The sequence below is a fragment of the Microbacterium petrolearium genome (genome assembly GCF_054782875.1).
In genome coordinates this window covers 1-25,268 of the sequence record NZ_BAAGRQ010000017.1, presented here as the reverse complement: position 1 = coordinate 25,268, position 25,268 = coordinate 1, and the positions used below count along the sequence as shown (strand labels likewise).

The window sequence follows — 25,268 nt, the reverse complement described above, 5'->3', positions numbered from 1 at the left end:
TCCACGAGAGTCCATAGCCTTGTCGGACTCGGTTCCTGCTCGCGAGCGCAGAAGCGACGCCACGACGAACCGCAAAGCACTCCTCCACGCAGCGCAGGTCGTGCTCGCCGAGAACCCCCAAGCCTCCCTCGACACCATCGCGCAAGCGGCAGGCCTGTCACGACGTGCTCTCTACGGCCACTTCGCCGACCGCGAGACTTTGCTGAGAGAGGTCATCGCGCTCGGCGCTGAGCGCTTCAATATGATCGCCCAGACCACCGACGACACCGACTCGCGCGTCGCTCTGGCCCGCCTCGCCGCACGTCTTTGGCGCGAAGCCTCAGCAGTGCGCGCAACCGCCAACATCGCACTGAGCGAACCCCACGTCTCAGAGACAGTCCGTGCACTCGCTCCTCTCCGACGACGCGTCCGCGAACTCACAGATGCCGGCATAGCAGCAGGGGCCTTCCGAAGAGACGTTTCACCCGAAGTCCTCGCCATCCTGATCGAAGAGACAGCCCGCGCCACCTTGCGCCAGACTCGCCTGACCACAGGAAGCGACCCGTCGGTTATTGCGCGAGTTGTGCTCAGCATCGTCGGCCTGTCATGGACCGAGCAGGCAGCGCTCATCGCGTCGAATCCCGACATCGTGGCCTGAGCGTGACCGGAACATCCGAGAAGCGGTGTGAGATCGGCCTGATCAAGAGCAGAAGCGTGCGGTGGGTGGGCGTCGCGGTCGAACCTACCGTCGGCCGACCATGCCCTCGGCGTGGTCGGCGACCCAGGCGACGAGCGGCAGCATCCGCTCCATGAGGTCTCGGCCGAGGGGAGTCAGGCTGTACTCGACGTGGGGCGGCACGCTCGGGAACGACTCCCGGTGCACGAGGCCGTCGGCGGCGAGCGTCCGCAGGGTCGAAAGTGGGTACCCGCTCGCGGGAAGGCGGCGCGCGATCGGGGCGTTGTCGTCGGCGAACCCCTGAGAAAGGACTCACCATGACCATCCTCGTCACCGGTGCCACCGGCCACCTCGGCCGCCTCGTCGTCGACAGCCTGCTCGCCCGCGGCGTCGACCCCGCCACCGTCCGCGCGGGCGCGCGGGACACCGCGAAGGCCGCCGACCTCGCGGCGCGCGGGGTGCAGGTGGTCGCGCTCGACTACGACCGGCCGGAGACCGTCGCCGCGGCCGTCGACGGTGCCGACCGCGTGCTGCTCATCTCGAGCAGCGAGGTCGGCAAGCGCGCCGCGCAGCACCAGGTCGTCATCGACGCCGCCCGTGCGGCGGGCGTCGCCAAGTTCGTGTACACGAGCGCCTCCCGGGCCACGACGAGCGACCTCGTGCTCGCGCCGGAGCACAAGGCGACCGAGGAGGCGATCGCCGCCGCGGGTCTGCCCGCCGTGATCCTGCGCAACAACTGGTACACGGAGAACTACGTCGCCGACGTGGCGCGTGCGAAGGACACCGGCGTCATCGCCGCCAGCGTGGGCGACGGTCGCGTGGCCTCGGCCACGCGCGCCGACTATGCCGAGGCCGCCGCGATCGTCCTCACCGAGGACGGGCGCATCGGCGAGGTCTACGAGCTGAGCGGCGACGTCGCGTGGAGCTTCGACGAGCTCGCCGCCGCCGCGTCGGAGATCGTCGGGCGCGAGGTGCGGTACACCCCGCTCAGCTCGGAGGAGCATGCCGCCGCGCTCGAGGCGGCCGGTCTCGATGCGGGCACGGTCGCCTTCGTCACAGCACTGGACGCCAACATCCGCGACGGCGCGCTCGCCGAGGCCGACGGCACGCTCGCGCGCCTGCTGGGTCGCCCGACGACACCCCTTGTCGAGGGGCTGCGCGCGGCGCTCTGAGACCGGCTGGGCGGGGATTCACCACGCGCGTGCAATCCCCGCCCACGGGGCGGGAGTCGCGATGACGTCCATCGCCGCGGCTTCCGCGCGCCGCTACACCGTCCGCGCTCCCGCCAGCTCCGCCCGGACGATCTCGGCGCCGGCGGCGAGCGCGATCATCTTGTCGCGCGCGACCGTGCGCGGCAGGGGCGCCATGCCGCAGTTGGTGCTGGGCAACAGCTTCTCCGCATCGACGAACGGCAGCACGCGACGCAGCGTCGCCGCCACCTCCTCGGGCGTCTCGATCGCGTGGGTGGCCACGTCGATCGCCCCCACCATCACCTTCTTCCCCCGGAGCAGCGCGATGAGCTCGACCGGCACGCGGGAGTTGTGGCATTCCAGCGACACCGTGTCGATCGTCGAGCGCTGCAGCAGGGGGAAGGACTCCTCGTACTGGCGCCACTCGGATCCGAGCGTCGCTTTCCAGTCGGTGTTCGCCTTGATGCCGTAGCCGTAGCAGATGTGCACCACGGTCTCGGCGCGCAGGCCCTCGACAGCCCGCTCCAGGGCGGCCACACCCCAGTCCTTCACGTCGTCGAAGAAGACGTTGAAGGCGGGCTCGTCGAACTGGATGATGTCCACGCCCGCCGCTTCGAGCTCGCGGGCCTCCTGGTTGAGGATGGTCGCGAACTCCCACGCGAGCTCCTCGCGGCTGCCGTAGTGGCCGTCGTACAGCGTGTCGATCATCGTCATGGGGCCGGGAAGGGCCCACTTGATCGGTCGATCGGTGAGCGCGCGGAGTGCCTTCGCGTCCTCGACGAACACCGGTCGCTCGCGGCTCACCGCGCCGACGACCGTGGGCACGCTCGCGTCGTAGCGGTTGCGGATCCGCACGGTCTTGCGCCGCTCGAAGTCGACCCCGCTGAGGTGCTCGATGAACGTGGTGACGAAGTGCTGGCGCGTCTGCTCGCCGTCGCTGACGATGTCGAGCCCCGCGCGCAGCTGATCGTCCGCCGCGAGCCGCAGCGCATCCCGTGTGCTCTCCGCGAGTTCCACGCCCTCGAGCCTCCAGAGCGACCACAGCGTCTCCGGCTCCGCGAGCCACACGGGCTTGGGCAGGCTGCCGACGATCGAGGTGGGCAGCAGCGTGTTCATCGGCGACTCTCCGTGTCTCGTGCGATCAGTGGGCATAGCTGCTCGTCCACTCGTCGAGCAGCGCTCCATAGGGCGCGATGATGTGCTCCTCGGCGAACGCGCCCTGCGTGGCCGCGAGCCGGCTGCGCTCCTCGCGGTCGTAGGCGACCTCGGTCACCATGAAGTCGGGATTGTCGAGACTCGGCCGGTACACCTCGCCGGCGGCCGTTGTCGCGTTGTAGATCTCCGGACGGTAGATCTTCTGGAACGCCTCCATCGTGCTGATGGTGCCGATCAGCGCCAGGTCCGAGTAGTCGCGGAGCAGGTCGCCCTCGAAGTAGAACGCCAGCGGCGCCACCGAGCCGGGCGGCATGAAGTAGCGGACCTGCAGGCCCATCTTCGCGAAGTAGCGATCGGTCAGCGAGGAATCGCTCTGCTCGTACTCCACGCCGAGCACGGGGTGCCGATGCCCGAGCCGGTGATACGTCCTGCTGGTCGAGACGCTGATGCAGACCACGGGCGGCTGCGAGAACCGCTGGCGATACGCGTCCGAGTCGACGACGGCCCGGAAGAGCCTGCCGTGCAGATCGCCGAAGTCGCTCGGGAAGCCGGGCGCGGGCGCATCCGCGGTGAGCCGGGGGAGCAGCACGCTGAAGTCGTAGTCGCGCACGTAGGACGAGAAGTTGTTGCCCGTGATCCCGGGCGTGCGCTCGCCGGTCTTCCGATCCAGGATGTGCACGTCGAGCATCTCGATCAGCGGGACCCCCACGCCGTCCCGGTCGGCGTCCCCGAGCAGGTTCACGGAGACGATGTCGAGCTCCACGGCATAGCGGTCGCGCGCCGGATTCCCGTCCCGTGCGAGGTCGTTGCAGCGATCGTCGATCATCCGCAGCGCGTTGCGGAGATTCTGCCGCCGCCCCTCGCCGCGGGCCAGGTTCGCGAAGTTCGTCGTGGCGCGGGAGCCGGACGACGGCGAGTAGTCCTCATCGAAGGGGGTGGTGCTGATGCGGAAGGTGAATGCGGTTGCCATGTGATCCCGTGCCTCGATTCGTGGCGAGAGCGCGGGCCGGACCCACGCGGTGGACGCCACTGTAAGCCGGGTGCGGGGTCATAGCCTCATCGGGATGCTTGACCGAGACGCATAGCCTTTGCCTATGTCAGCAGCTCGACGTCGAAGCCCGCGACGACATCGCGCATCTCGGCGACGAACCGCTCCGCCTGACCCGTGAGCGGGATGGAGCTGTGGCCGATCCAGCCGATCTCGATGCGCTCGTCGACGTCGAGGGGCACCGCCACGATCGACGGATCAAGGTCGTCGGAGATGATGCCGGTGGAGATCGTGTAGCCGTCGAGACCGATCATGAGGTTGAAGATGGTGGCGCGATCGCTCACCCGGATGTCCTGCTTCGCCGACCGGGTGGAGAGGATCTCCTCGGCGAAGTGGAACGAGTTGTTCTGACCCTGGTCGAAGGTCAGGCGCGGCACGTCCTCGAGATCTTCCAGGGTGACCCGCTCGCGCGCGGCGAGCGGGTTCGTGCGCGCGACGAAGATGTGCGGGGTTGCGACGAACAGCGGGGCGAAGGCGAGCCCGGACTCGCGCAGCAGCTTGTCGATGACGTTCCGGTTGAAGTCGTTCCGATACAGGACGCCGAGCTCGCTGCGCAGCGTCCGGACGTCCTCGATGATGTCCCAGGTGCGGGTCTCTCGCAGCGTGAACGCGTACTCCGCGGCGGGTGACGCCTTCACCATGCGGACGAACGCATCGACGACGAACGAGTAGTGCTGCGCCGAGACGGCGAGGAGACGGCGCGACGGCGGACGTCCCAGGTATCGCTGCTCCAGGAGCTCGGCCTGCTCCACGACCTGGCGTGCGTAGCCGAGGAACTCGGTGCCGTCCTCGGTGAGGGTGACACCCCGGACGGATCGGGTGAACAGCGCGCGGCCGACGCGACGCTCGAGGTCCTTCATCGACGCCGACATCGTCGGCTGCGAGACGTAGAGCAGCTCCGCGGCCGCGGTGATGGAGCCCTCCGCCGCGACTTCGACGAAGTACCGCAGCTGCTGCAGGGTGATGCCGCTCGTCGTCCCGATCTCGCCACGTGCCATAGCCACAAGCTATCCAACCCGCGGGCCACGGCCGCCGCGTCGCACGCGGGCGCGGCCCCGGTCGATCCCCGGCTCAGGCGGGGATGTAGTCGAACGTGTCGGGGTCGGGGCCGGTGCGCTGGTCGCGGTTCAGGGCCGAGATCGCCTGGACGTCCTCGTCGGTCAGCTCGAAGTCGAAGAGGCGGAAGTTCTCCTCGACGCGCGAGCGGGTGACCGACTTGGGGAACACGATGTCGCCGCGCTGGATGTGCCAGCGCAGCGTGACCTGCGCGGTCGTGCGGCCCAGGCGCTCGGCGATCGCCGTGATCGTCGGGTCGCCGAGCACGGCGCCCTGCGCGATGGGCGACCACGCCTCGGTCGCGATCCCGTGCTCCGCGCCGTAGGCGCGCACGGTCTCGTTCGTGAGGTACGGGTGTACCTCGATCTGGTTGACGGCCGGCGTCACGCCCGTCTCGGCGATGATGCGCTCGAGGTGCGGCACCTGGAAGTTCGAGACGCCGATCGCGCGGGCGAGGCCCTGGTCGCGGATCTCGATCATCGCCCGCCACGTCTCGAGGTAGTCGACGTCGATCGTGGGCAGCGGCCAGTGGATGAGGAACAGGTCCATCGGGCCGCCCAGGCGCTCCACGCTCTGCTCGGCGGCGCGCAGCGCGTCGTCGCGGCGGTGGAAGCCGTTGTTGAGCTTGCTCGTGACGAAGACCTCGTCGCGGCTCAGGCCCGAGGCCTTCAGCGCGTCGCCGACGCCCTGCTCGTTGCCGTACATCTGCGCCGTGTCGATGTGGCGGTAGCCGACCTCGAGGGCCGTCGCCACGGCCTCCTCGGTCGCCTCCGGCGGAACCTGGTACACGCCGAAGCCCAGCTGCGGGATGCGGACGCCCTCGGCGATCCGGATCTCGGGAACGGAAGTCATAGACGTTCTCCTTCGTCTCGGGTCGGCAGCGGGATCCCGCCGCCACCGGTCCACAACGATGCCGCACGGCGCGCGTATTTCGGCGCTTCCATAGAGGATCGCTATCGCGCTCGCGGCCGCCGGTGCGGATCATCCGGCCTAACGTGGTCGATATGACGACGATCGCGATCATCGGAGCAGGACGCAACCTCGGCGAGGCGCTCGCGCGCCGCTTCGGCAGGGAGGGCTACAGCCTCGCGCTCATCGCCCGCAACCAGGAGCGGGTCGACCAGCTCGCCGCCGACCTCGTGGCCGACGGCTTCACGGCCAAGGGCTACGCGGCGAACGTGCGCAACACCGACAGCCTCGTCGCCGCCCTCGACCAGGCGACGCAGGACCTCGGCCTCATCGAGGTGCTGTCGTACAACCCGCTGCCGCAGAAGGAGTTCCTGCGCCCGCTGCTGGAGTCGACCGTCGGCGACATCCGGGCCGCCGTCGAGTTCTCGATCTACGGCCCCGTGGCCGCCGTGCACCAGGTGCTGCAGGGCATGCGCGTGCTGAAGACGGGATCGCTCCTCTTCGTCAACGGCGGCAGCGCGGTGCAGCCGGTGCAGCACTTCGCGGGCACCTCGATCGGGTTCGCCGGCGAGACCGCGTACATCGAGATGCTGCACCAGGCGCTGAAGGACGAGCCGATCTACGTCGGCCAGCTCATCATCCCGGGCGCGATCATCCCCGGCGACGCGCAGAAGGATCCGGAGGTGCTCGCGGAGCGCCTGTGGCAGATGCACGCGGAGCGCCGCGAGCTGCGCGTGTTCGCCACCGAGCTGGAGAACCAGCCGTATTGATCCGCGGCGGCTAACGTTCCTCGTATGGACGTTCGCCAGCTGGAGTTCTTCGTCGCCGTCGCCGAGGAGGGCAGCTTCACCCGTGCGGCCGAGCGCTCGTTCGTGTCGCAGCCCGGCCTGTCGGTGTCGATCCGCTCCCTGGAACGCGAGCTCGGCGCGCAGCTGTTCACCCGCGGTCGCCAGGGCGCGGCGATGACGACGGCGGGGGCGGCCTTCCGGCCCTGGGCCGAGCGGATCCTCGCGCAGGTGCGCGATGCGCAGCGCGCGGTGCTCGGTGACGAGCCCGGGCATGCGGCGCTGCGCATCGGCGCCGAGCAGTGCCTCGGCGGCGCCGTCGACATCGTCGACCTGCTCGCCTCGTTCGCGCGGGAGCACCCGCGCGCCGACCTGGAGTTCGTGCAGGACGTGAGCTCGCGCCTTTCGGGCATGCTCGACCAGGGCCGTCTCGACGTCGCCCTCGTGGCCGCGCCGGCGGGATCCGCCTCGCCGGCCGGCAGCCTGCTGCTGCGCCGCGAGTCGTTCGTCGCGCTCTCGCCGGACGCCGTCCCGTTTGCGACGCTGGCCGACCTCGAGGGCGCGCGCACCGTCGACTTCGGCGGCGCGTGGGAGGCCCGGCGCGTGCTCGACGCGGCGCTCGCCGCCGCCGGGGTGAGCCGGCGCACGATGGTGGAGGCGAACGACGTGCACATGCTCGTCGACCTCGTCACGCGCGGGTTCGGCGTCGCCGTCGTGCCGGAGTCGATCGCCGGCAAGCAGGCGGCCGAGCACCTCGTGCGCACGCCGCTCTCCGACGCGCCCGAATGGGAGATCCGCCTCGCCACCTGCCCCGATCCGTCGCCGTCGGCGCGGGCGTTCGCGAGCATGTTCGTGCCGCAGACGGCCCTCGGCGAGCTGCACGCGGATCTCGCGATGCAGCAGGGCTAGGCCGCTCGCGCGGCGGCTCAGTCGCCCGGGATGCTCCAGAAGTGCGCGGTCGAGCCCGGGTGCTCCTCGGTCATCGCGCGGTCGAGGTCGCGGTAGTCGGAGTCGAGGTTGTGGCCGGCCATGCGGATCGACACGGTGCCGTCGTCGCCCCGGTCGATGTCGGAGACGAGCTGGATGTGATCGAGCGATCCGTTGCCGTCCCAGTCGAACACGACGAGGTCGCCGAGCTTGACCTGATCCCGCTGGTCCAGTTCGAGGCGCGTCACGCCCAGCTCCTGCGCGTGCGCGGTCATCCACGCGTCGAAGGTCGGGACGAACCGCCACGTCTCCGTCGACGCCGTGCCGTCGTGGTACCAGTCGTCGCGCTGCGCCCAGCCGCGGGCCACGAGCGTCTGGCTGACGAAGTTCATGCAATCGCCGCCGATGGGGTTGTAGTCGCCCCATTCGGCGGTGTTGTAGTCGTCCCAGTGCGCGAGGGCGTACTGCAGCTGCCGGTCCACGCCCGTGCGCGCCTCGTAGGCGTAGCGCAGCGCGTCGGTGCCCTCCAGCGGCACGTCGCCCTCCTGCACCGTGACGGGCACCTCCCCGGCGACGTAGTCCACCGCCGAGGGCACGACGACCGTGACGGCCTCGGCGCCCGCCTCGGCGATCTCGGCCTCCGCGGTGCCGAAGGTCACGCGCGTGACGTCCTCGAGCCCCGCGCCGGTGACCGTGACGGTCTCGCCGCCGACGAGCGATCCGGAGGTGGCGCTCAGCGCGGCCACGCGGCCCGCGACCTCGCCGCTCGTCGCCTGCGCGGTCTGCACGTCGTTCGCCGCCTGCGGCGCCGGGGCCTGCGCCTCGGGAGCGTCCTCGCCGCCGGTCAGCAGCCCGACGAGGGCGCTCACGCCCCACACGAGCAGGGCGGTGCCGCCGCCGAGGATGACGACCCCGCGGCGACGCGCCCGCCGACGTCGCGCGCGACGTGCGCGCACGCGCGAAGACGGCGTGGAGGCGTTCTCGGGCATCACCCCGAGGCTACGGCGAGTACCTCCGTGGCGCCTGAGGCACGCGGCACCGATCCGCGGTATTCCGCGATCCGTTCGGATCCGTGGGCGGATCAGCGAGCCGCGGGCGCAATGCCACAGATCGCGCAGCTCTGCCAGTCCCTTTACGTCCCCGCCGGGCGGGGGATGGAGTGGGGCGATGACCGACGCAACCGCACCCGCGCTGCCAGGCCGCCCCACCGGCCTCAAGCGTGTGCTCGGCACCCCGCTGCTGTACGCGTTCATCGTGGGCGACACGCTGGGGGCGGGGATCTACACCCTGGTCGGGACGATGGCGACCGACGTCGGCGGCGTCATCTGGTTGCCTCTGCTCATCGCGCTCGTCGTGGCGCTGCTCACCGCCGGCACCTACGCGGAGCTGATCACGAAGTACCCGCACGCCGGGGGCGCGGCCCGCTACGTCGATCGCGCATTCGGGATCCCCTACCTGTCGTTCCTCGTCGGCTTCCTGATGATGGCGTCCGGCATCACGAGCGCGGCGGCGCTCGCCAACGCGTTCGCGGGCGACTACCTCTCCGCGCTGCTCGACGTGCCGCCCGTGCCCACGGCCATCGCCTTCGTCGTCGTGCTCACGCTCATCAACCTGCGCGGCGTGAAGGAGTCGCTCACCGCGAACCTCGTGGCGGCCGTGATCGAGGTGACGGGCCTCGTGATCGTCATCGTGCTCGCGGCGATGGTGTTCGGGCGCGGCGACGGCGACCCGGCCCGCCTGGTCGAGTTCGCGCCGGACGTGCCGCCCCTGCAGGGTGCCTTCGCGGCGTCGATCATCGCGTTCTTCTCGTTCCTGGGGTTCGAGGCCGCCGCGAACATGGCCGAGGAGGTGCGCAGCCCCTCGAGGTCGTACCCGCGCGCGTTGTTCGGCGCCGTGCTCACGGCCGCAGCCGTCTACCTGCTCATCGCCGTGGGCTCGGTCATCGTCGTGCCGCCCGCCGAGCTCGCCACCTCCACGGGGCCGCTGCTCGAGGTCGTCGAGGCGAGCGGCGTGGCGGTGCCGGGATGGCTGTTCAGTCTCATCGCGCTCGTGGCGATCGCGAACGGCGCGCTGCTGTTCCTCGTCATGGCCAGCCGCGTCGCCTACGGGCTGGCCGAGGCTCACCTGCTGCCGAGCGCGTTCGGCCGCGTGCTGCCGAAGCGCCGCACGCCGTGGGTGTCGATCCTCGCCGTCGCCGGCGTCACGCTCCTGCTGACGATGGTCGGCGACATCGCCACGCTCGCCTCGACGACCGTGCTCATGCTGCTGCTCGTGTTCGTGTCGGCGAACATCAGTGTGCTCGTGCTGAAGAAGGACCGCGTGGAGCACCCGCACTTCTCCGTGCCGCGGATCGTTCCCCTGCTCGCGATCATCGCGAGCATCGTGCTGCTCACGCAGCAGACGGGCATCGTGTGGCTGGGCTCCGCGGTCTACATCCTCGTCGGGTCGGCCCTGTTCCTCGTGGCGCGGTTCGGTCGCCGCCGCGAGGAGCGCGGGGCACGCGAGGGTGCGGCACCCGACGCATCGGATCGATGAGAGGAAGGAACGACATGTCGATCGCCACCGTCATGCAGCGTCTCGTGCGCCGGATCCAGCGCGCGCGGGGCCTCGACCGGATCGCCGAGCAGGCGAGCGGGTCCGTCTCGGCCGCCACGCGCCCGGCGCCCGTCAAGAACGCCCTGTCCGGATCGTGGCTGGGTCACCAGCTCCACCCGATCCTCACCGACCTGCCCCTCGGCGCATGGGGAGCGGCGACGGCGCTCGACCTCACGGCCGGCGAGGAGGGGGCCGCGGCGGCGCGCCGCCTCGTAGGCATGGGGCTCGTCGCCTCGGGTCCGACCGCGCTGGCCGGCGCCTCGGACTGGGCGGAGACCTCGGGCAGGGATCGGCGGGTGGGCCTCGTCCACGGCCTCATGAACGCCGTCGTGTCGGTGCTGCAGGCCGGTTCGTGGATCGCGCGGCGGCGCGGGCATCGCGGCGTGGGCGTGGGGCTGAGCCTCGTCGCCGTGGGCGTGGCCGGGGTCTCGGCCTACCTGGGCGGCCACCTCTCCTTCGTGCGGGGCATCGGCGTGAACCGCACGGCGTTCCAGTCGCGCGTGGGCGAGTGGACCGACGTCGCCGCCGAGGCCGAGATCGCCGAGGGTGAGCTGCGGCGCGTGCTCGTGGACGACGTCCCGGTGCTGCTGACCAGGCGCCGCGGCTCGCTGCGGGCCCTCTCGGCGGTGTGCACGCACGCCGGCGGCCCGCTCGACGAGGGACGCGTGGACGAGGAGGGCTGCGTCACGTGTCCGTGGCACGGCAGCCGCTTCCGCCTGGCCGACGGCGGCGTCGAGCGCGGTCCGGCGAGCGTGCCGCAGCCGCGGTGGGAGGCGCGCGTCGAGGGTGGGCGCGTGCTGCTGCGCTCTGCCTGACGCGGCGATCAGTCGTCCGAGACGGTGACGGTGACCTCGATGTTGCCGCGCGTCGCGTTCGAGTAGGGGCAGACCTCGTGCGCCGCGTCCGCGAGTTCCTGCGCCGTGGCGTGGTCGAGCTCGGGGATGACCACCTCCAGCTGCACGGCGAGCTGGAACCCGCCCTCGCCGTTCGAGCCGATCGACACGCGCGAGCCGACCGACGATCCGTCGATGGCGATCTTCCGGCCGCGCGCCACGGCCTGCAGCGCCGAGTGGAAGCACGCCGCGTACCCCGCGGCGAACAGCTGCTCGGGGTTGGCGCCGGCGCCCGATCCGCCCATCTCCTTGGGGACGGCGAGGTCGAACGCGAGGTCGGACCCGGCGACGGCGACGTGCCCGTCGCGGCCCGCGCCGGTCGAGAGTGCTTCGGTCGTGTAGAGAGCATCCATGCGTCGACCCTAGGCGGGCGGCGGGGACGTGGCGCCGGATCGGTGGAAAGGGCGCCAGTATGCGCGAAGCGGCCCGCGGGTCATCATGGCCGACGAGCCGCAGAGCCCCGTCCGCGACAAGAACTACAACCTGATCTGGGCGCTCGAGGCGTCGCTGCACAACGTGTGGAAGCTCGAGACGTACATCGAGGACGCGGAGCGCGAGGGCGACGAGCAGCTCGCCACCTGGTTCCGCAAGATCCAGCACGAGAACCGCAAGGCCGGCGAGCAGGGCAAGCAGATGCTGGCGCGCCGGCTGGCCGAGGCGCAGTGACGCGCACCTCCTGAGCGCGGCCGGCGGTGGTCGGCCGCGCTCACGGGGTCGCGGCGTGCGGTGCGGCCGCACCGGTCGGCCGTGCACGTTCGGCGCGGTCGCAGGATCCGCCGATCCCGCGTCCCGCAGACTGTCGGCATGGGATTCAGCCGCGCCCAGCTCGAGGCCGCTCGCGACCGCCCCGTTCCCGACCTGATGCCCGAGCGGCCGCGCCTCGTGTTCGTCGGCATCAACCCGGGGCTGTGGACCGCCGCGACCGGCGCGCACTTCGCGCACCCCGGCAACCGGTTCTACCCGGCGCTCGCCGCCGCGGGCATCCTGCCGAGGGTGCCCGAGATCACGCCGGAGGGGTTCGCGGTCGCGGATCGCCGGATGATCCTGGACGCGGGGATCGGCGTCTCGAACCTCGTGCATCGCGCCACCGCCCGCGCCGACGAGCTGACGCGCGAGGAGCTCGTGACCGGGGCGGCGCGGCTCGAGGATGACGCGCGGCGGTGGGGCGCACCGGTGATCGCGGTCGTCGGGCTCACGGCGTACCGGCAGGGCTTCGGCCGCCCGCGCGCGGCGGCCGGGCGCCAGCCCGAGCGGCTCGGCCCCTCGGAGCTGTGGGTCGTGCCGAACCCCAGCGGCCTGAACGCGCACGACACCGTCGCCACGCTCGCGGCGGCGTACGCGGAGCCGGCGCGGGCCGCCGGGGTGATCGCGTGAGCGCGGCGGCCCCGCGGCGCGGAGCCCGTCGCATCGCCGCGGGCGTCGGCCTCGCCGTCGTCATCACGTGCGGACTGCTCGTGCACGGCGCGCTGCCCGACACGGCCGCGACCGACATCGTCGGCGACGCGCTCTACGCCGCGGCGGCGTACCTCGGCGTCGTGCTGCTCGCGCCGCGCCTGTCGCCGCTCGCGGTGGGCGCGCTCGCCGCGGCCTGGTGCGTGGCGGTGGAGCTGCTGCAGCTCACCGCCCTGCCGGGCGCCGTGGTCTCCGCCTTCCGCCCGGCCGTTCTGCTGCTGGGCACGGCGTTCGATCCGCGTGACCTCGTCGTGTACGTCGCGGCCGTCGCGGCGCTGCTGGCGGGGGATGCGGGGCTCACGGCGGCGCGAAGGCGGGCGGACGGCTGACGGCGGGCGGCCGGCTGACGGCGGGTTGCGGTGGTCGCTTCATCTCCGCGGCCTCCGGCCGCTCCGTTCAGCAACCGATCCGTTCGACACCCATCAGGCACCGACCTCGTCTCCGCTCGCTTCGCTCGGTCGACGAACGGGGACAGCGTCAGCCCCAGGGGGAGGTTGTCGTGCCCGGGCGGGCCGGGCGCAGCGCGGGCGGGGGCGGCCACGGCAGCTCGTGCAGCTCGTAGGGCACGTCGATCGCGCCGAAGTCGTCGGTCTTGACGAGCACGCGGCCGGGCCGCGCGGCGCTCTCGCCGGGCGAGACCTCGACGATCCGCACCCGGACGGCGCGGCCGTCGAGCTCGAGCTCCCACACGTCGGCCAGCCACGAGAGCCCGACGGCCTCCAGCTCCTCCTCTGCCGCGACCCAGTCGAGCGGCCCCGACACGTCGGCGCCGAAGAGCGACACCGCGACGAACCCCTCGCCCTCCGGCCGGATCCACCCGAGCAGCTCGCGGTCGCTCGCGCGGCGGTGCGGGATCCAGGACGCGGGCACGACACTCATCCTGCCGAGCGTACCGGCCCTCACGCCCAGTGAGACAGCAACCCCGCGCCGAGACAGCGTGCAGACGCCGCTGTCTCGGCGCACAGTTGCTGTCTCGCGGAAGAAGAGCGGGTCAGGGGTGGCCGGAGAGGGCGTCGCGCAGGGCCTTCTCGGCGTCGTCCCCCGCGTGGGCGGCCTCGGCGTTCTCGGCGCGCACGGCGTCGACGATCTCGGAGCGCTGGATGCGGGTGGAGCGCGGGGCGCGGATGCCGATGCGGATGCTGTCGCCCTTGACGTCGAGCACCGTGACCTCGACGTCGTCGCCGATCAGCAGGCTCTCGCCGATCCGCCTCGTCAACACCAGCATCGCCCCAGACTATCGGCCGGGAGGGGCCGATCGGTCAGGGGCGGCGGGATCACGCGGCCAGCGACTGCGCGTCGCGCACGACGCCGACCGTCTCGATCGTCATGCCGCCCGCGGTCGCCTCGTTGTACGACAGCACGGGGATGCCGTCGGCCTGCGCCGACACGAGGCGGCGCACGGCGGGCCGCAGGGTCGGCGCGCACACGAGCACGGGCTCGCCGAGCGACGGGTCGATGCCGGCCGTGGCGTCCTTGACGGATTGCACGATCTGCTCGATCCGGGCCGGGTCGAGCACGATGTGCGTGCCGTCCTCTCCCGAGCGCATGCCCTCGAGCATCGCCTGCTCCAGCAGCGGCGCGATCATGATCACCCGCAGCCGGCCGTCCTGCGCGAAGCGCGCGGCGATCGCCGGGCCGAGCGCGGCGCGGGCGGCCTCGATGAGGCCCTCGGGATCGGTCGACACCTTGGCCCGCAGCGCGAGGGCCTCGTAGATCCGCGCGAGGTCGTTGATCGGCACGCGCTCGGCGAGCAGCCCCGTGAGCACGCGCTGGATCTCGGCGAGCGACAGCAGCGACGGCGTGAGCTCCTCGACGGCCGCCGGGCTCACCTGGCGCAGGCCGTCGGTGAGCTGGCGCACGTCCTCGCGGCTGAGCAGGCGCGCCGCGCCCGCCTGCACGATGTCGGACAGGTGCGTGACGATCACGCTCGCCCGGTCGATCACCGTCGCCCCCGCCAGCTCGGCGCTGTGGCGCATCTCGAGCGGGATCCACTTGCCCTCCAGCCCGAAGACCGGGTCGAGCGTCGTCGCGCCGGGCAGCGTCTCGAGCGCCCCGCCGAGCGCCAGCACCGACGCCGGCGGCGCGACGCCGCGGCCGGCCTCGACCCCGGCGATCCGGATGACGTACGTCGACGACGGCAGGTCGATGCTGTCGCGCGTGCGCACGGGCGGCACGAGGAAGCCCAGCTCCAGCGCGATGCGCTGGCGCAGCGCCTTCACGCGCGCCAGCAGGTCGTCCGGCCCGCCCGTGACGAGGTCGACGAGGTTGGGCGCGAGCAGGATCTCGAGCGCGTGCACCCGCATGCGCTCCATGAGGTCCTCCGGGCGGTCGGACGGCTTGCTCGGCGCGACCTCGGTCTCCTGCGCCTCGCGGCGCGCCTCGGCCGCCTTGATCCGCTGGGCCGCCAGCAGCAGCGCTGCACCGATCGCGATGAACGGCAGCATCGGCATGCCGGGGATGAGCGCCATGACGATGGCCGCCGCGCCCGCGATGCTCAGCGCGATGCGCGACTGCATGAGCTGGGCCGACGCGGCCTGGCCCATCTCGTGCTCGGTGTTGGCGCGCGTGACGATCATGCCCGTCGAGACGGCCATGAGCAGGGCGGGGATCTGCGTCACGAGGCCGTCGCCGATCGTGAGCAGGCTGTAGGTGCCCAGCGCCTCGTCGATCGCCATGCCGTGCTGGACCATGCCGATCGCGAGCCCGCCGACGAAGTTGATGATGATGATGACGAGGCCCGCGATCGCGTCGCCCTTGACGAACTTCGACGCGCCGTCCATCGCGCCGTAGAAGTCGGCCTCCGCCGCCACCTCCGCGCGCCGTGCCCTCGCCTCGGTGTCGGTGATGAGACCCGCGTTGAGGTCGGCGTCGATCGCCATCTGCTTGCCCGGCATGGCGTCGAGGGTGAAGCGGGCGCCGACCTCGGCCACGCGCTCGGCGCCCTTCGTCACCACGACGAACTGGATCACGACGAGGATGAGGAACACGACGGCGCCGATGATGAGCGATCCGCCCACCGCGATGTCTCCGAAGGCGTGGATCACCTCGCCGGCGTACGCCTCGCCGAGCACGAGGCGCGTCGAGGCGACGTTGAGCCCGAGCCGGAACAGCGTGGCGACGAGCAGCAGCGAGGGGAACACCGAGAAGTCGAGCGGCTTCTTGGCGAACATCGTCGTGAGCAGGATGACGAGCGCGAACATGATGTTCAGGATGATCAGCAGGTCCAGCAGCGGCGGCGGCACCGGCACCACGAGCAGCATGATGATCCCGACCACGCCGATCGGCACGGCCAGGCTCTTCAGGACGGTTCTCATGCGGGTCTCCCTGCGGTGGATGGATCGGGCATGGTGTGCACGCCGCGCGCCGAGCCGCGGCGCTTGAGCGCGGCGACGAAGACGAGCACGCGGGCGACGGCGGTGTAGAGCTCGGCCGGGATCTCCTGGCCCAGCTCGCAGGCGGCGTGGATGGCGCGGGCGAGCGGGATGTCGCGGACCATCGGCACCCCGGCCTCGGCCGCGCGCTCGCGGATGCGCTCGGCGATCGTGCCGGCCCCCTTCGCGACGACGCGCGGGGCCGAGCGGCCCGGCTCGTACGAGAGGGCGACGGCGACGTGGGTCGGGTTGACGAGCACGACGTCGCTGCCGCCGACCGCGGCGATCATGCGGTTGCGGCTCATCGCCAGCTGGCGCGAGCGGCGCTGCTGGCGGATGAGGGGGTCGCCCTCGGAGTTCTTGTTCTCGTCGCGCGCCTCGCGCTTGGTCATGCGCGTGTGCTTGGTGTTGCGGCGCATCACGACCATGACGTCGACGATCGCGAGCGCCACGCCCACGGCGACGGCGACCCAGAGCACCGCGGCGGCGGCCCCGGCGGCCTCGGAGATGAGGCGGCTCACCGAGCTGCCGCCGCTGGCGGCGAGCATGGGCACGAGGCTCGCGATGACGAGCCACAGCGCCCCGCCGATCGCGGCCGTCTTGAGCAGCGCCTTGGCGCCCTCCCACAGCGCCTGCATGCCGAAGACGCGGCGCAGGCCCGTGACGATGTTGAACTGCTCGACGCGCATCGGCACGCCCCGCAGGTGGACGCCGCCCTGCGCCGCGGCGGCGATCACCGTCGCGATCATCACGGCGGCCAGGAACGGTCCGAGTGTGGCGCCCATCGAGCCCAGCGCGTCGCCGAGGATGGCCACCGCCCGCTGCGGATCCGGGTCGCGCGTGATCGACCCGACGGCGAGGAACTGGGCGGTGCCGGCCTGCGCGCCGTCGGCGACGGCGGTGGACATGAGCGCGCCGGCCGCGGCGATCCCCACCCAGGCGGTGAGGTCCTGGCTGCGCGAGATGCGGCCCTTGCGCCGCGCCTCGCGCAGCCGCCGCTCGGTGGCCTTCTCGGTGCGCTCGCCGCTGTCGGACTGGCTCACGGGGTCACCCCCCGCATCAGTCCCAGGGCCTGGCGGGCCAGCGCGTCGACGATGCCGGGCAGCGTCAGCACGACGATGCCGGCGAGTACGAGCGTCAGCATGATCTTGAGCGGGAAGCCGAGCGCGAACGCGTTGAGCGCCGGGGCGACGCGCGTGATGAGGCCCAGGCCCACGTCGGCCAGGAACAGCACGAGCACGAGCGGGCCGGCGATCTGGACCGAGGCGAGCATGAGCTGCCCGACGACCCCGGTGAGCAGCTCGGCGGGGCCCGAGATGTCGAAGACGCCGTCGACGGGCACGGCGTCGAAGCTGCGCGCGAGCCCGGCGATGATGAGCTGGTAGCCGTCCGAGGCGAACAGCAGCACGATCGCGGTCATCTGGAACAGGCGCGTGAACTGCGCACCGTTGACCATCGACTGCGGGTCGAACGCCTGGGCGAGCTGGAAGCCGCCGAACACGTCGATGAGGCTTCCCGCCGCCTGCACCGCCGAGAAGACGGCCAGCACGAGGAAGCCGAGCAGCGCCCCGGTGAGCAGCTGCAGCACGAGGGCCCCGAGGAACGGCGCCGTGGCGAGGCTCTCGTAGCCCGGCGCGACCGTGGCGCCGACGGCCAGCGACAGCCCGATCCCCAGCATCGCCTTGATGCGGGCGGGGATCGCGCCGTGCGAGAACGGCGGGGCGATGAACAGGAACGCCGTGATGCGCACGGCGGCCATCATCGTCGCCTCCAGCCACACGAAGTCCACCGGGATGTTCACGTCAGCCGCCCGAGAGGAGAGAGGGGAGGCGCCCGAACATCTCGTTCGTGAAGGCGATGGCCTCGGCGATCATCCAGTTGCCGCACACGAGCAGCGCGATCGCGACGGCGACGGCCTTCGGCACGAACGACAGCGTCACCTCCTGCACCTGCGTGATCGACTGCAGCAGCGAGATCGCGAAGCCCACCACGAGCGCCGTGACGAGCAGGGGCGCGGCCAGCTTGGTCGCGAGGATCAGGCCCTGCATCCCGATGTCGAGCACCGCCTCCGGGGTCATCCCACGCCCCCGTACGAGTCGAGCAGCGACCGGATGATGAGACCCCAGCCGTCGACGAGGATGAACAGCAGGATCTTGAACGGCAGCGAGATCATGACCGGCGGGAGCATCATCATGCCCATCGCCATGAGCGCCGACGCGACGACGAGGTCGATGATGAGGAACGGCACGAAGATGACGAAGCCGATGATGAACGCCGCCCGCAGCTCGGAGATCATGAACGCCGGGATGAGCGTGTACAGCGGCACGCTGCCCGGATCGTCCGGATTGGGCTGATCCGCGGCGCGGGTCATGAGCGCGAGGTCCTCCTCGCGCGTGTACGCGAGCATCCAGTCGCGCAGCGGGCCCTGGCCGACGTCGAAGGCCTGCTGGAACGTCATCGCGCCGTCGACGAAGGGCTGCACGGCGATCTCGTTGATGTCGGTGAGCACCGGCCACATGATGAAGATCGACAGGAACAGCGACAGCCCGGCGAGCACCTGGTTCGGCGGGATCGACGGCAGCGACAGCGCGTTCCGCGCGAGGGCGAGGACGACGAAGATCTTCGTGAACGACGTCATCATCAGCAGCAGCGCCGGCGCCACCGACAGCAGCGTGATGCCGAGCAGCGTCAGGATCGACGACGACGGCTCGCCGTTGACGCCGTAGATGTCGATGTTCATCGCGTGCGGCGCAGCGCCTCGGCGGTCTGCCTCCAGGTCGCGGGGGAGAGGATCGATCCGCTCAGCGGATCGGGCCGGCGGCGGGAGCGGTCGCGCCGCAGCGGCACGTCGTCCGGCAGCGCGGCGGCCGGCTCCACCGCATCCGCATCGGACCCGGGCTCGGGGTCCGCGGGCGCGGTGATCTGATGGGGCGAGCGGATGCGGTCGACCACGTTCACGCCCTGCTCGGTGACGCCCAGCACGTAGCGCGTGCCCTCGACGTCGACCACCACGAGCTGTGCCTTGCCGCCCAGGGACTGCCGCGACACCACCGCGATGTCGCGCGGCACCTTCGCGCCGCGGGTGAAGCGGCGCTGCAGGTACCAGAGCGCGCCGAGCACCGCCGCGAGCGAGACCGCGACGCGCAGCGCGAGCAGCAGATCGTCCAGCTCAGACCTCGGCGTTCTCGAGAATGCGCGTGATCCGCACGGCGTAGTCCTGGTCGACGACCACGATCTCGCCGTGCGCGATGAGGCGCCCGTTCAGCTTCACATCGGCGGGCGCGCCGGCGGAGCGGTCGAGCTCCACGACGCGGCCGGGGGAGAGGTCGAGCACGTCGCGCACGGCCATGCGGGTGCGGCCGATCTCGACGGTCAGCTCCATCTCGACGCCCGCGATGCGCTGCAGCCGGCGCGAGGGCACGCCGGTCGCCGTGGCGGCGTGCGTCACGCGCACGGCGAGGCGGCCGATCGTGCGGCCCGACTCGTCCTGCAGGTCGAAGATCCGCGCCTGCGGGTGCGAGAAGAGCGACGAGGCGTCGCCGACGCGCGCCTCGCGCATGACGCCGGGGCCGAGGGCGGCCGAGGCGGCGTCGAGCGACTCGTGCAGCCGGTCGGGCAGCGGGGCGTCGGGCACGCCGTCGACGAGGGCGGCGGGGTCGAGGATGAGCACGGCCAGCTCGGCGCTCGACTCGCCGACGTACGACACGATGACCGCGTCGCCGGTGTCACCCGAGGCGTGCGACGCATGGGCGCTGATCTCGCTGGTCGTCGGCAGCCGCGACGCGAACGCGGCGGCGACGGCGGACTCGTGGGCGGTGGGGGTCACCTGGGCTCCTCTGCGGGGACGGGATCGGACGGCGCCGCGGGATCGGACGGCACCGACGTGATGACGCACGCGAGACGCGCGCCGCTCGCGCCGACGGCGGCGGACGCGACGGGCACGCCTGCCGCGACGAGATCGAGCGGGCGGTCGTCGGCATGCGGGATGCGGATGAGGTCGCCCACCGACAGGTCGAGGACGTCCGTCGGGTGCACGGTGAGCGGCGTCAGCCGCAGGGCGAGCTCGAGCGGGGTGTGCTCCACCTGCTCGTGCACGAGCTCGGACGCCCGGTCGGACGGCATGACGGGGGCCGCGCTGCTCAGCCGCTCGAGCACGAGCGCCGCGGGGAGCATGACGCTCGCCGGCACGGTGCGGTCGCCGGTGCTCAGCGACAGCCGGGCCACGATGACGAGGTCTCCGGCCGACGCGAGCTGGGCGAACTGCGGGTTGTACTGGATCCCGCTCACGGCGAGCCGGCCGGGCAGCAGGGCACCGAGCGCGTGCGAGAGCGTCTCGAGGCCGTCCGCCATGAGGTACCGGATGAGCGCCTGCTCGATGGTCGTCAGCGGCCGCTCGTCCGTCACCTCGACGGGGCGGCCGCCGACCATCTGCACGATCCACGACAGCGCCGCCGACAGCGGGAACTGCACGATGCCGCTGGCCTCGCTCTCGGGCACGGCGCACACGACGACGGTCGTCGTCGACGGCAGCCCGTCGGCGTACTCCGCGTAGGTCTGCAGCTCGACCTGCTCCACCGCCACGTGCGAGCGGGCGCGGATCTTGTCGGTGAGCTGCGTGGCCCACAGGCGCGCGAAGGTCTCGAACGACAGCTCGAGCGCGCGGGCGTGCTCGCGCGCGAGCGTGGCCGGGCGGCCGAAGTCGTACACCTCGACCGTCTGGTCCGTCTCGCCCTGGGCGGGCGCGTTCGCGCGCACGTCGATCACCACGACCCGGACTATCGGGCGTGTGCGGACGTGCGTTAGGCGCCGCCGGCTTCGGGTTCCGGCGACGGGATCGGATCGGTCAGGCGATCGGCTCGCGGATCGGCCTGCCGGACGGCCCGCGGCGGCTCAGCTCGACTGGCCGGCGACGATGTCGGGGATGAGCGCGCGCACCTCCTCCTCGGCATCGGAGAGCACGACGATGTCGACGCGGCGGTTGCGGGCGAGATCCGCGGCCGAGTCCCCCTCGGCCACGGGGCGGGCGTCGCCGTACCCCACGGCCTGCACGTGGTCGCCGCGCACGCGCCCCACCTCGACGAGGTGGCGCAGCACCTGCGTGGCGCGCCCCGAGGAGAGCTCCCAGTTCGTCTCGTACACCGCGGTGGTGGGACGGCGGTCGGCGTGGCCCTCGACGGAGATCTGGTTCGGCACCTCGACGAGCACCGTGCCCAGCGCGTCGAGCACCGCGACGGCCTTGGCGCTCAGGTCGACGCTGTTCGTCTCGAAGAACGTCTCGGCGCCGATGAGCCCCACGGTCAGGCCGCGGTCGTCGATGATGAACTCGGCGGTGTCGCCGAGGCCGCGGGCATCCAGCGCGATCTGCATCCGGCGCTGCAGATCCTGCAGGTTCTCGACCTCCTGCTGGGCCGCGAGAAGGGTGGGGTCGGCGGCCGCGCCCTCGTCCTCGGCCTCGAGCTCCGGGGGCAGCACGAGGCCGGTGCTGAGGTCGACCTGCTCGCTCGGCTCCTGTCCGAAGCCGGTGGCGAGCGAGTCGCGCAGCTGGTCGAACTTCTCCTGATCGACGCTCGACATGGCGTACAGCACGATGAACAGGCACATGAGCACCGTGATCATGTCGAGGTACGACGCCATCCAGCGCTCGTCCGGGCCGTCGTGGCCCCCGGAGGAGTGATCGGCCGCGCGGCGGCGGCCTCCGCGCCGCACGCTCATGCCGCCTCGATCGTCTCCGGCATGTCGGCGCTCGCGGCGGCCTTGGCGGGCGCGGGCGCCTTGCGATCCGACACGAGGGCCTGCAGCCGCTCGGCGACGTGGTGCGGCGGGCTGCCGGCCTGGACCGTGAGCATGCCCTCCATGACGAGCGTCATGCGCTCCATCTCGAGCTCGGCGAGGCGCTGCAGACGGTTGCCGATCGGCAGCCACATGAAGTTGGCCGACAGCAGGCCCCACAGGGTCGCGACGAAGGCGGCGGCGATCATGGGACCGAGCGTGTCGGGGGTGTCGAGCTGCTCGAGCACGTGCGTGAGCGAGACGACCGTGCCGATGATGCCGACGGTCGGCGCGTACCCGCCCAGCGTCATGAAGAAGCGCGAGGCGGTGCGGTTGCGCGCCGCGGCGGAGGCGATCTCGTCCTCGAAGACGATGCGCAGCTCCTCGGCGTCGGTGCCGTCGGCGATGCTCTGCAGCGCCTGCCGCATGAACGCGTCGTCGGTCTCGGGCACGAGCTGCTCGAGCGACAGCAGACCCTCGGCGCGGGCCTTCTCGGCGTAGCCGACGATCTGGTCGATCAGGCCGGACGCCGTGCGGCGGTCGCCGCGGATCGCGCGGGGCAGCGCCCGGAACGCGGCGATCGCGTCGCGCATGGTGCCGCTGGCGATGCCGATCGCGATGGTGCCGCCGAAGACGAGGATCATCGGGGCGGGCAGGAACAGCGCGGCCAGGCTCGCGTGCTCGAGCGTGATCATCGCGTACAGCGAGCCGAACGCGACGACGATTCCGATGAGGAAGGCGAGATCCATCAGCTGATCACTCCGGTCACGTCACCGGAGCGGCGCACGTCGGCCGCCGAGGCGAGCACGCGGGCGCGGAAGGCGGCGATCCGCTCGATGACCTCGGACATCGGCTCCAGGACGACGAAGGTCGCTCCGTCCACCATGATCAGCGTGGTGTCCGGCGACTCGTGAATCCGCTCGATGAGATCCGGATTCACGGCGAACCGGGTTCGGTTCAGGCGCGTGACGACGATCATGGCTCCATCCTGGAAACTGCGAGCGACCCCTCCTGGGTCGCCAGACGGCCCGTCCTGGTCCGTCGATGATCACTGTCGGCCGGACGGGCCGCCCGGTAAGGCGGGATCAGCGCTTGAGGTTGGTCAGCTCCTGCAGCACCTCGTCGCTGGTGGTGATGATGCGGGCGTTCGCCTGGAAGCCGCGCTGGGCGACGATGAGGTTCGTGAACTCCTGCGAGAGGTCGACGTTCGACATCTCCAGTGCCCCGCTGATGAGCGATCCCATGCCGTCGGCGCCGGCCTCGCCGATGACGGCCTCACCCGAGTTCACGGTGGGCCGGTACTGCGAGTTGCCGACCTTCTCGAGACCCGTGGGGTTGACGAAGTTCGCCAGCGCGACGCGCGCGAGCACGGCGGTGGCGCCGTTGTCGAACGTGCCGACCAGGCTGCCGTCGTCCGACAGCGCGTACGACTGCAGCGTGCCGGCGGGGCGGCCGTTCTGCCCGGAGATCGCGACCGTCGACAGCTCCGCGTAGCCCGTGATGTTCGACAGATCGATCTCGATGTTGCCGACCGTGAGCGGGCCCTCCGGCGTGAGCTCGCCGTTCGCGAGCTCGAGGCCGACGGGGTTGCCGCCCTCGGCGGCGACGCTCCAGCCGGTGTCGGTGCGCGTGAAGGTGAGGGTGAGGGTGCCGGCCGCGCCCTGCGCGTCGTACACGGTCACGTCGCGGACGAGCTGCGCGCCCTCGTCCGCGTCGGAGGGCAGGTTGCCGGAGACCTGGGCCGTGGTCGTGGCGGCGGCGGGCGACACGGCGCCGACGGGCAGCGTGATGTTCCCCAGCGGGGATCCGGGCACGATGACGCCGTTCTGGGCGGTCCAGCCCTGCACGAACGCGCCGTCCGAGCTCACGAGCCGGCCCTGGGCGTCGAACGAGAAGGCGCCGTTGCGGGTGTAGGTGGTCTCGCCGCCCGTGCTCGTGACGAAGAAGCCGTCGCCGGCGATCATGAGGTGCGTCGGAACGCCCGTGGACTGGGCGGCGCCCTGCGCGAAGTTCGTCGTGATGGCGGCCACCTGCACGCCGAGGCCGACCTGCGCGGGGTTGCTGCCGCCGGTGTCGGCCTGGGGGAGCGTCGAGTTCTGCACGAGCTGCGAGAGCGTGTCCTGGAATTCCACCGACGAGGCCTTGAACGCGGTCGTGTTGACGTTGGCGATGTTGTTTCCGGTGACATCGAGCATCGTCTGGTGCGAGCGCATGCCCGAGATGCCGGAGTAGAGGGAGCGGAGCATGTTGCCTTCCTTCGGTGTGGGGGATCAGGAGACGACGCCGGAGACGGCGTCGAGGGGCACGGAGACGTCGTCGAAGAGGACCTCGGGGGTGCCCTTGGCGAACGAGACGGCGGTGACGACGCCGGTCTGGGTGGCGCCGTCGGCGTCGAGGTACGAGGCCTTGCGGCCCACGAGCTCGGTGGCCGCCTGGCGCATGGTGAGCGCGAACGTCTCGGTCGACGTCGTCGACAGCTCGGTGAGCTGCTCCATCATGGCCAGCTGCGTGCTCTGCGCGATCATCTCGTTCGTGTCCATGGGGGAGGAGGGGTCCTGGTTCTGCAGCTGCGTGACGAGCAGCTGCAGGAACACCTCGGAATCGAGCGTCTGCTTGCGCTCGGTCGTGGTGGTCGAACCGGTGTAGAGGCCGGTCGCGGTGGAGACGGGGTCGACGAGGGGCATGGTGCCTTCCGATCAGGCGAGCACGTCGAACGACGCGTTGGTGGGGGAGAAGGGGGAGGGTGCGGGCGGCACGGGCTCCGGCCGGCCGGCCCCGTGCTCGCGCGGTGCTCCGTCGCGGGCGGGCGCGCCGTCGCGCGCCGAGCCGTCGCGGCCGGAGCCGTCGCGGAGTGAGCCGTCGCGGAGTGAGCCGTCGCGGAGCGGGCCGCCGTCGGCGCCGGACTGGGGCGCGGCGCCCTGGCCGCCCTGCCCCGTCGGCGAGCCCGCCGCCGCATCGTCGGCGCCCAGGCCGAGCGTGGCGTGCGGCGCGGCGATGGCGAGGTCGCGGCGCAGGTCGGTGAGGATGTGCCGGATCGCGTCACGACCCGCATCGGACGGGGCGAACAGCTCGATGCGCAGGACGTCGCCGCTGATGCGCGCCCGCACCGTGACGGGGCCGAGATCCTCGGGCGAGACCGTGACCGTGACCTCGTGCGTGCCGTCGCCGGCGCGCGCGAGGTCGAGCAGCTGCGGGGCGAGCTGGGGAGCGAGGGGCGGCGCGGGGCGGGGCGCGGCGACGGGCGCGGCGGGCGGCGCTGCGGGCGCGCGCACCTCGGCCGGGGCGGATGCCGCGGGTGCGGCGGGCGCCTCGGTCGCGCCGGCGGGGCGCTGCTCGGGCGCGGCCTCCGCCGGTGCCGCCGGTGCGGTGGGCGCAACCGGCGCGGCCGCTGCCTCCTCACCCGTCGCGAGGGCAGGAGCCGGCGGAACGGGCGCCGCGGGCGCCGCGGGCGCCGGCGCCGGGC

Annotated in this window: 31 protein-coding genes and 1 pseudogene; 9 read left to right on the top strand and 23 right to left on the bottom strand. The window is 72.0% G+C overall.

Translation table 11 applies throughout. From position 1 onward, the window contains the following. Nucleotides 1-19: 19 nt before the first annotated feature. Nucleotides 20-637: a TetR/AcrR family transcriptional regulator gene (locus ACYVJ0_RS11920; protein ID WP_460818022.1), complete on the top strand. Its 618-nt coding sequence runs from the start codon at nt 20-22 to the stop codon at nt 635-637. A gap of 84 nt (nt 638-721) precedes the next feature. Here ACYVJ0_RS11920 and ACYVJ0_RS11915 read toward each other — a convergent pair. After that, a pseudogene (locus ACYVJ0_RS11915) lies at nt 722-895 on the bottom strand (winged helix-turn-helix transcriptional regulator); the annotation flags it as partial. Between the two features lie 77 nt (nt 896-972). Between ACYVJ0_RS11915 and ACYVJ0_RS11910 the strand changes: the two are divergent. Next, nucleotides 973-1,827 carry an SDR family oxidoreductase gene (locus ACYVJ0_RS11910; protein ID WP_460818020.1) on the top strand — a complete coding sequence of 285 codons (855 nt, stop codon included), beginning with the start codon at nt 973-975 and terminating at the stop codon, nt 1,825-1,827. A 93-nt stretch (nt 1,828-1,920) separates the two neighbouring features. Here ACYVJ0_RS11910 and ACYVJ0_RS11905 read toward each other — a convergent pair whose 3' ends face one another. From ACYVJ0_RS11905 to ACYVJ0_RS11890, 4 genes are all read right to left on the bottom strand, one after another. After that, nucleotides 1,921-2,961 carry a methionine synthase gene (locus ACYVJ0_RS11905; protein WP_460818019.1) on the bottom strand — a complete coding sequence of 347 codons (1,041 nt, stop codon included), beginning with the start codon at nt 2,959-2,961 and terminating at the stop codon, nt 1,921-1,923. Between the two features lie 25 nt (nt 2,962-2,986). Continuing rightward, nucleotides 2,987-3,970, bottom strand: coding sequence for a putative oxygenase MesX (locus tag ACYVJ0_RS11900; protein WP_460818018.1), 984 nt, complete (start codon nt 3,968-3,970; stop codon nt 2,987-2,989). A 122-nt stretch (nt 3,971-4,092) separates the two neighbouring features. Then, nucleotides 4,093-5,046, bottom strand: a complete 954-nt coding sequence (locus ACYVJ0_RS11895) for a LysR family transcriptional regulator (RefSeq protein WP_449853986.1) — start codon at nt 5,044-5,046, stop codon at nt 4,093-4,095. 73 nt (nt 5,047-5,119) lie between these two features. After that, on the bottom strand, nt 5,120-5,956 hold the full coding sequence (locus tag ACYVJ0_RS11890; protein WP_460818016.1) for an aldo/keto reductase: 837 nt from the start codon (nt 5,954-5,956) through the stop codon (nt 5,120-5,122). Between the two features lie 152 nt (nt 5,957-6,108). Here ACYVJ0_RS11890 and ACYVJ0_RS11885 point away from each other — a divergent pair, with 152 nt between their 5' ends. Together ACYVJ0_RS11885 and ACYVJ0_RS11880 are read left to right on the top strand one after the other, a co-directional pair. Next, the gene (locus ACYVJ0_RS11885) at nt 6,109-6,783 is read left to right on the top strand and encodes an SDR family NAD(P)-dependent oxidoreductase (protein ID WP_460818014.1); all 675 of its coding nucleotides are present in this window, start codon (nt 6,109-6,111) and stop codon (nt 6,781-6,783) included. A gap of 24 nt (nt 6,784-6,807) precedes the next feature. Further along, a complete protein-coding gene (locus ACYVJ0_RS11880; RefSeq protein WP_460818013.1) occupies nt 6,808-7,707 on the top strand; it encodes a LysR substrate-binding domain-containing protein in 900 nt (299 codons plus the stop codon). A 17-nt stretch (nt 7,708-7,724) separates the two neighbouring features. Here ACYVJ0_RS11880 and ACYVJ0_RS11875 read toward each other — a convergent pair whose 3' ends face one another. Beyond that, a complete protein-coding gene (locus ACYVJ0_RS11875; RefSeq protein ID WP_460818012.1) occupies nt 7,725-8,714 on the bottom strand; it encodes an amidase domain-containing protein in 990 nt (329 codons plus the stop codon). A gap of 178 nt (nt 8,715-8,892) precedes the next feature. Between ACYVJ0_RS11875 and ACYVJ0_RS11870 the strand changes: the two genes are divergently transcribed. Continuing rightward, the gene (locus tag ACYVJ0_RS11870; protein ID WP_460818010.1) at nt 8,893-10,260 is read left to right on the top strand and encodes an APC family permease; all 1,368 of its coding nucleotides are present in this window, start codon (nt 8,893-8,895) and stop codon (nt 10,258-10,260) included. 14 nt (nt 10,261-10,274) lie between these two features. Next, entirely contained in the window at nt 10,275-11,135 is an 861-nt protein-coding gene (locus tag ACYVJ0_RS11865) for a Rieske 2Fe-2S domain-containing protein (protein WP_460818009.1), read from the top strand. A gap of 8 nt (nt 11,136-11,143) precedes the next feature. Here ACYVJ0_RS11865 and ACYVJ0_RS11860 read toward each other — a convergent pair whose 3' ends face one another. Next, on the bottom strand, nt 11,144-11,566 hold the full coding sequence (locus tag ACYVJ0_RS11860; RefSeq protein ID WP_460818008.1) for an organic hydroperoxide resistance protein: 423 nt from the start codon (nt 11,564-11,566) through the stop codon (nt 11,144-11,146). Nucleotides 11,567-11,651: 85 nt separating this feature from the next. On the opposite strand from ACYVJ0_RS11860, the gene ACYVJ0_RS11855 reads away from it, so the two are divergent. The 3 genes from ACYVJ0_RS11855 to ACYVJ0_RS11845 all read left to right on the top strand — a co-directional run bounded on the left by ACYVJ0_RS11855 (nt 11,652) and on the right by ACYVJ0_RS11845 (nt 12,994). Then, nucleotides 11,652-11,879, top strand: coding sequence for a hypothetical protein (locus ACYVJ0_RS11855; RefSeq protein ID WP_460818007.1), 228 nt, complete (start codon nt 11,652-11,654; stop codon nt 11,877-11,879). A 138-nt stretch (nt 11,880-12,017) separates the two neighbouring features. Continuing rightward, on the top strand, nt 12,018-12,587 hold the full coding sequence (locus ACYVJ0_RS11850; RefSeq protein WP_460818006.1) for a mismatch-specific DNA-glycosylase: 570 nt from the start codon (nt 12,018-12,020) through the stop codon (nt 12,585-12,587). Beyond that, nucleotides 12,584-12,994, top strand: a complete 411-nt coding sequence (locus ACYVJ0_RS11845; protein WP_460818004.1) for a DUF2809 domain-containing protein — start codon at nt 12,584-12,586, stop codon at nt 12,992-12,994. Before ACYVJ0_RS11850 ends, ACYVJ0_RS11845 begins: the two co-directional genes overlap by 4 nt. A 148-nt stretch (nt 12,995-13,142) precedes the next feature. Here the strand turns inward: ACYVJ0_RS11845 and ACYVJ0_RS11840 are convergent, their stop codons facing one another. The 16 genes from ACYVJ0_RS11840 to ACYVJ0_RS11765 form a co-directional block, all read right to left on the bottom strand. Further along, a complete protein-coding gene (locus tag ACYVJ0_RS11840) occupies nt 13,143-13,544 on the bottom strand; it encodes a hypothetical protein (protein ID WP_449853973.1) in 402 nt (133 codons plus the stop codon). A gap of 112 nt (nt 13,545-13,656) precedes the next feature. Continuing rightward, nucleotides 13,657-13,890 carry a carbon storage regulator CsrA gene (csrA, locus tag ACYVJ0_RS11835; protein WP_449853972.1) on the bottom strand — a complete coding sequence of 78 codons (234 nt, stop codon included), beginning with the start codon at nt 13,888-13,890 and terminating at the stop codon, nt 13,657-13,659. Nucleotides 13,891-13,939: 49 nt separating this feature from the next. Continuing rightward, nucleotides 13,940-15,979: a flagellar biosynthesis protein FlhA gene (locus ACYVJ0_RS11830; protein ID WP_460818003.1), complete on the bottom strand. Its 2,040-nt coding sequence runs from the start codon at nt 15,977-15,979 to the stop codon at nt 13,940-13,942. Further along, entirely contained in the window at nt 15,976-17,079 is a 1,104-nt protein-coding gene (locus ACYVJ0_RS11825) for an EscU/YscU/HrcU family type III secretion system export apparatus switch protein (protein ID WP_460818001.1), read from the bottom strand. Before ACYVJ0_RS11825 ends, ACYVJ0_RS11830 begins: the two co-directional genes overlap by 4 nt. After that, nucleotides 17,076-17,837, bottom strand: a complete 762-nt coding sequence (locus tag ACYVJ0_RS11820) for a flagellar biosynthetic protein FliR (protein ID WP_449853969.1) — start codon at nt 17,835-17,837, stop codon at nt 17,076-17,078. The genes ACYVJ0_RS11825 and ACYVJ0_RS11820 overlap by 4 nt, the downstream gene beginning before the upstream one ends. Nucleotide 17,838: 1 nt before the next feature. Then, entirely contained in the window at nt 17,839-18,114 is a 276-nt protein-coding gene (gene fliQ, locus ACYVJ0_RS11815) for a flagellar biosynthesis protein FliQ (RefSeq protein WP_449853968.1), read from the bottom strand. Next, nucleotides 18,111-18,776, bottom strand: coding sequence for a flagellar type III secretion system pore protein FliP (gene fliP, locus ACYVJ0_RS11810; RefSeq protein WP_449853967.1), 666 nt, complete (start codon nt 18,774-18,776; stop codon nt 18,111-18,113). Before fliP ends, fliQ begins: the two co-directional genes overlap by 4 nt. Beyond that, nucleotides 18,773-19,156: a FliO/MopB family protein gene (locus tag ACYVJ0_RS11805; protein WP_460817999.1), complete on the bottom strand. Its 384-nt coding sequence runs from the start codon at nt 19,154-19,156 to the stop codon at nt 18,773-18,775. Before ACYVJ0_RS11805 ends, fliP begins: the two co-directional genes overlap by 4 nt. 49 nt (nt 19,157-19,205) lie before the next feature. Then, nucleotides 19,206-19,862 (bottom strand): flagellar motor switch protein FliN, encoded by a 657-nt coding sequence (gene fliN / locus ACYVJ0_RS11800; protein WP_449853965.1) that lies wholly within the window; start codon nt 19,860-19,862, stop codon nt 19,206-19,208. Further along, nucleotides 19,859-20,803: a flagellar motor switch protein FliM gene (locus ACYVJ0_RS11795; RefSeq protein WP_449853964.1), complete on the bottom strand. Its 945-nt coding sequence runs from the start codon at nt 20,801-20,803 to the stop codon at nt 19,859-19,861. The genes fliN and ACYVJ0_RS11795 overlap by 4 nt, the downstream gene beginning before the upstream one ends. A 123-nt stretch (nt 20,804-20,926) precedes the next feature. Continuing rightward, on the bottom strand, nt 20,927-21,748 hold the full coding sequence (locus ACYVJ0_RS11790; protein ID WP_460817996.1) for an OmpA/MotB family protein: 822 nt from the start codon (nt 21,746-21,748) through the stop codon (nt 20,927-20,929). Next, nucleotides 21,745-22,554 carry a motility protein A gene (locus tag ACYVJ0_RS11785; protein WP_460817994.1) on the bottom strand — a complete coding sequence of 270 codons (810 nt, stop codon included), beginning with the start codon at nt 22,552-22,554 and terminating at the stop codon, nt 21,745-21,747. The genes ACYVJ0_RS11790 and ACYVJ0_RS11785 overlap by 4 nt, the downstream gene beginning before the upstream one ends. Next, nucleotides 22,554-22,784, bottom strand: a complete 231-nt coding sequence (locus ACYVJ0_RS11780) for a flagellar FlbD family protein (protein ID WP_449853961.1) — start codon at nt 22,782-22,784, stop codon at nt 22,554-22,556. Before ACYVJ0_RS11780 ends, ACYVJ0_RS11785 begins: the two co-directional genes overlap by 1 nt. Before the next feature lie 106 nt (nt 22,785-22,890). Then, nucleotides 22,891-24,051, bottom strand: a complete 1,161-nt coding sequence (locus ACYVJ0_RS11775; RefSeq protein ID WP_460817992.1) for a flagellar hook protein FlgE — start codon at nt 24,049-24,051, stop codon at nt 22,891-22,893. A 24-nt stretch (nt 24,052-24,075) separates the two neighbouring features. Further along, nucleotides 24,076-24,489: a flagellar hook assembly protein FlgD gene (locus tag ACYVJ0_RS11770; protein WP_460817990.1), complete on the bottom strand. Its 414-nt coding sequence runs from the start codon at nt 24,487-24,489 to the stop codon at nt 24,076-24,078. Nucleotides 24,490-24,501: 12 nt separating this feature from the next. Beyond that, nucleotides 24,502-25,268 (bottom strand): flagellar hook-length control protein FliK (locus tag ACYVJ0_RS11765; protein ID WP_460817988.1); only part of this gene is annotated, 767 nt, incomplete at its 5' end.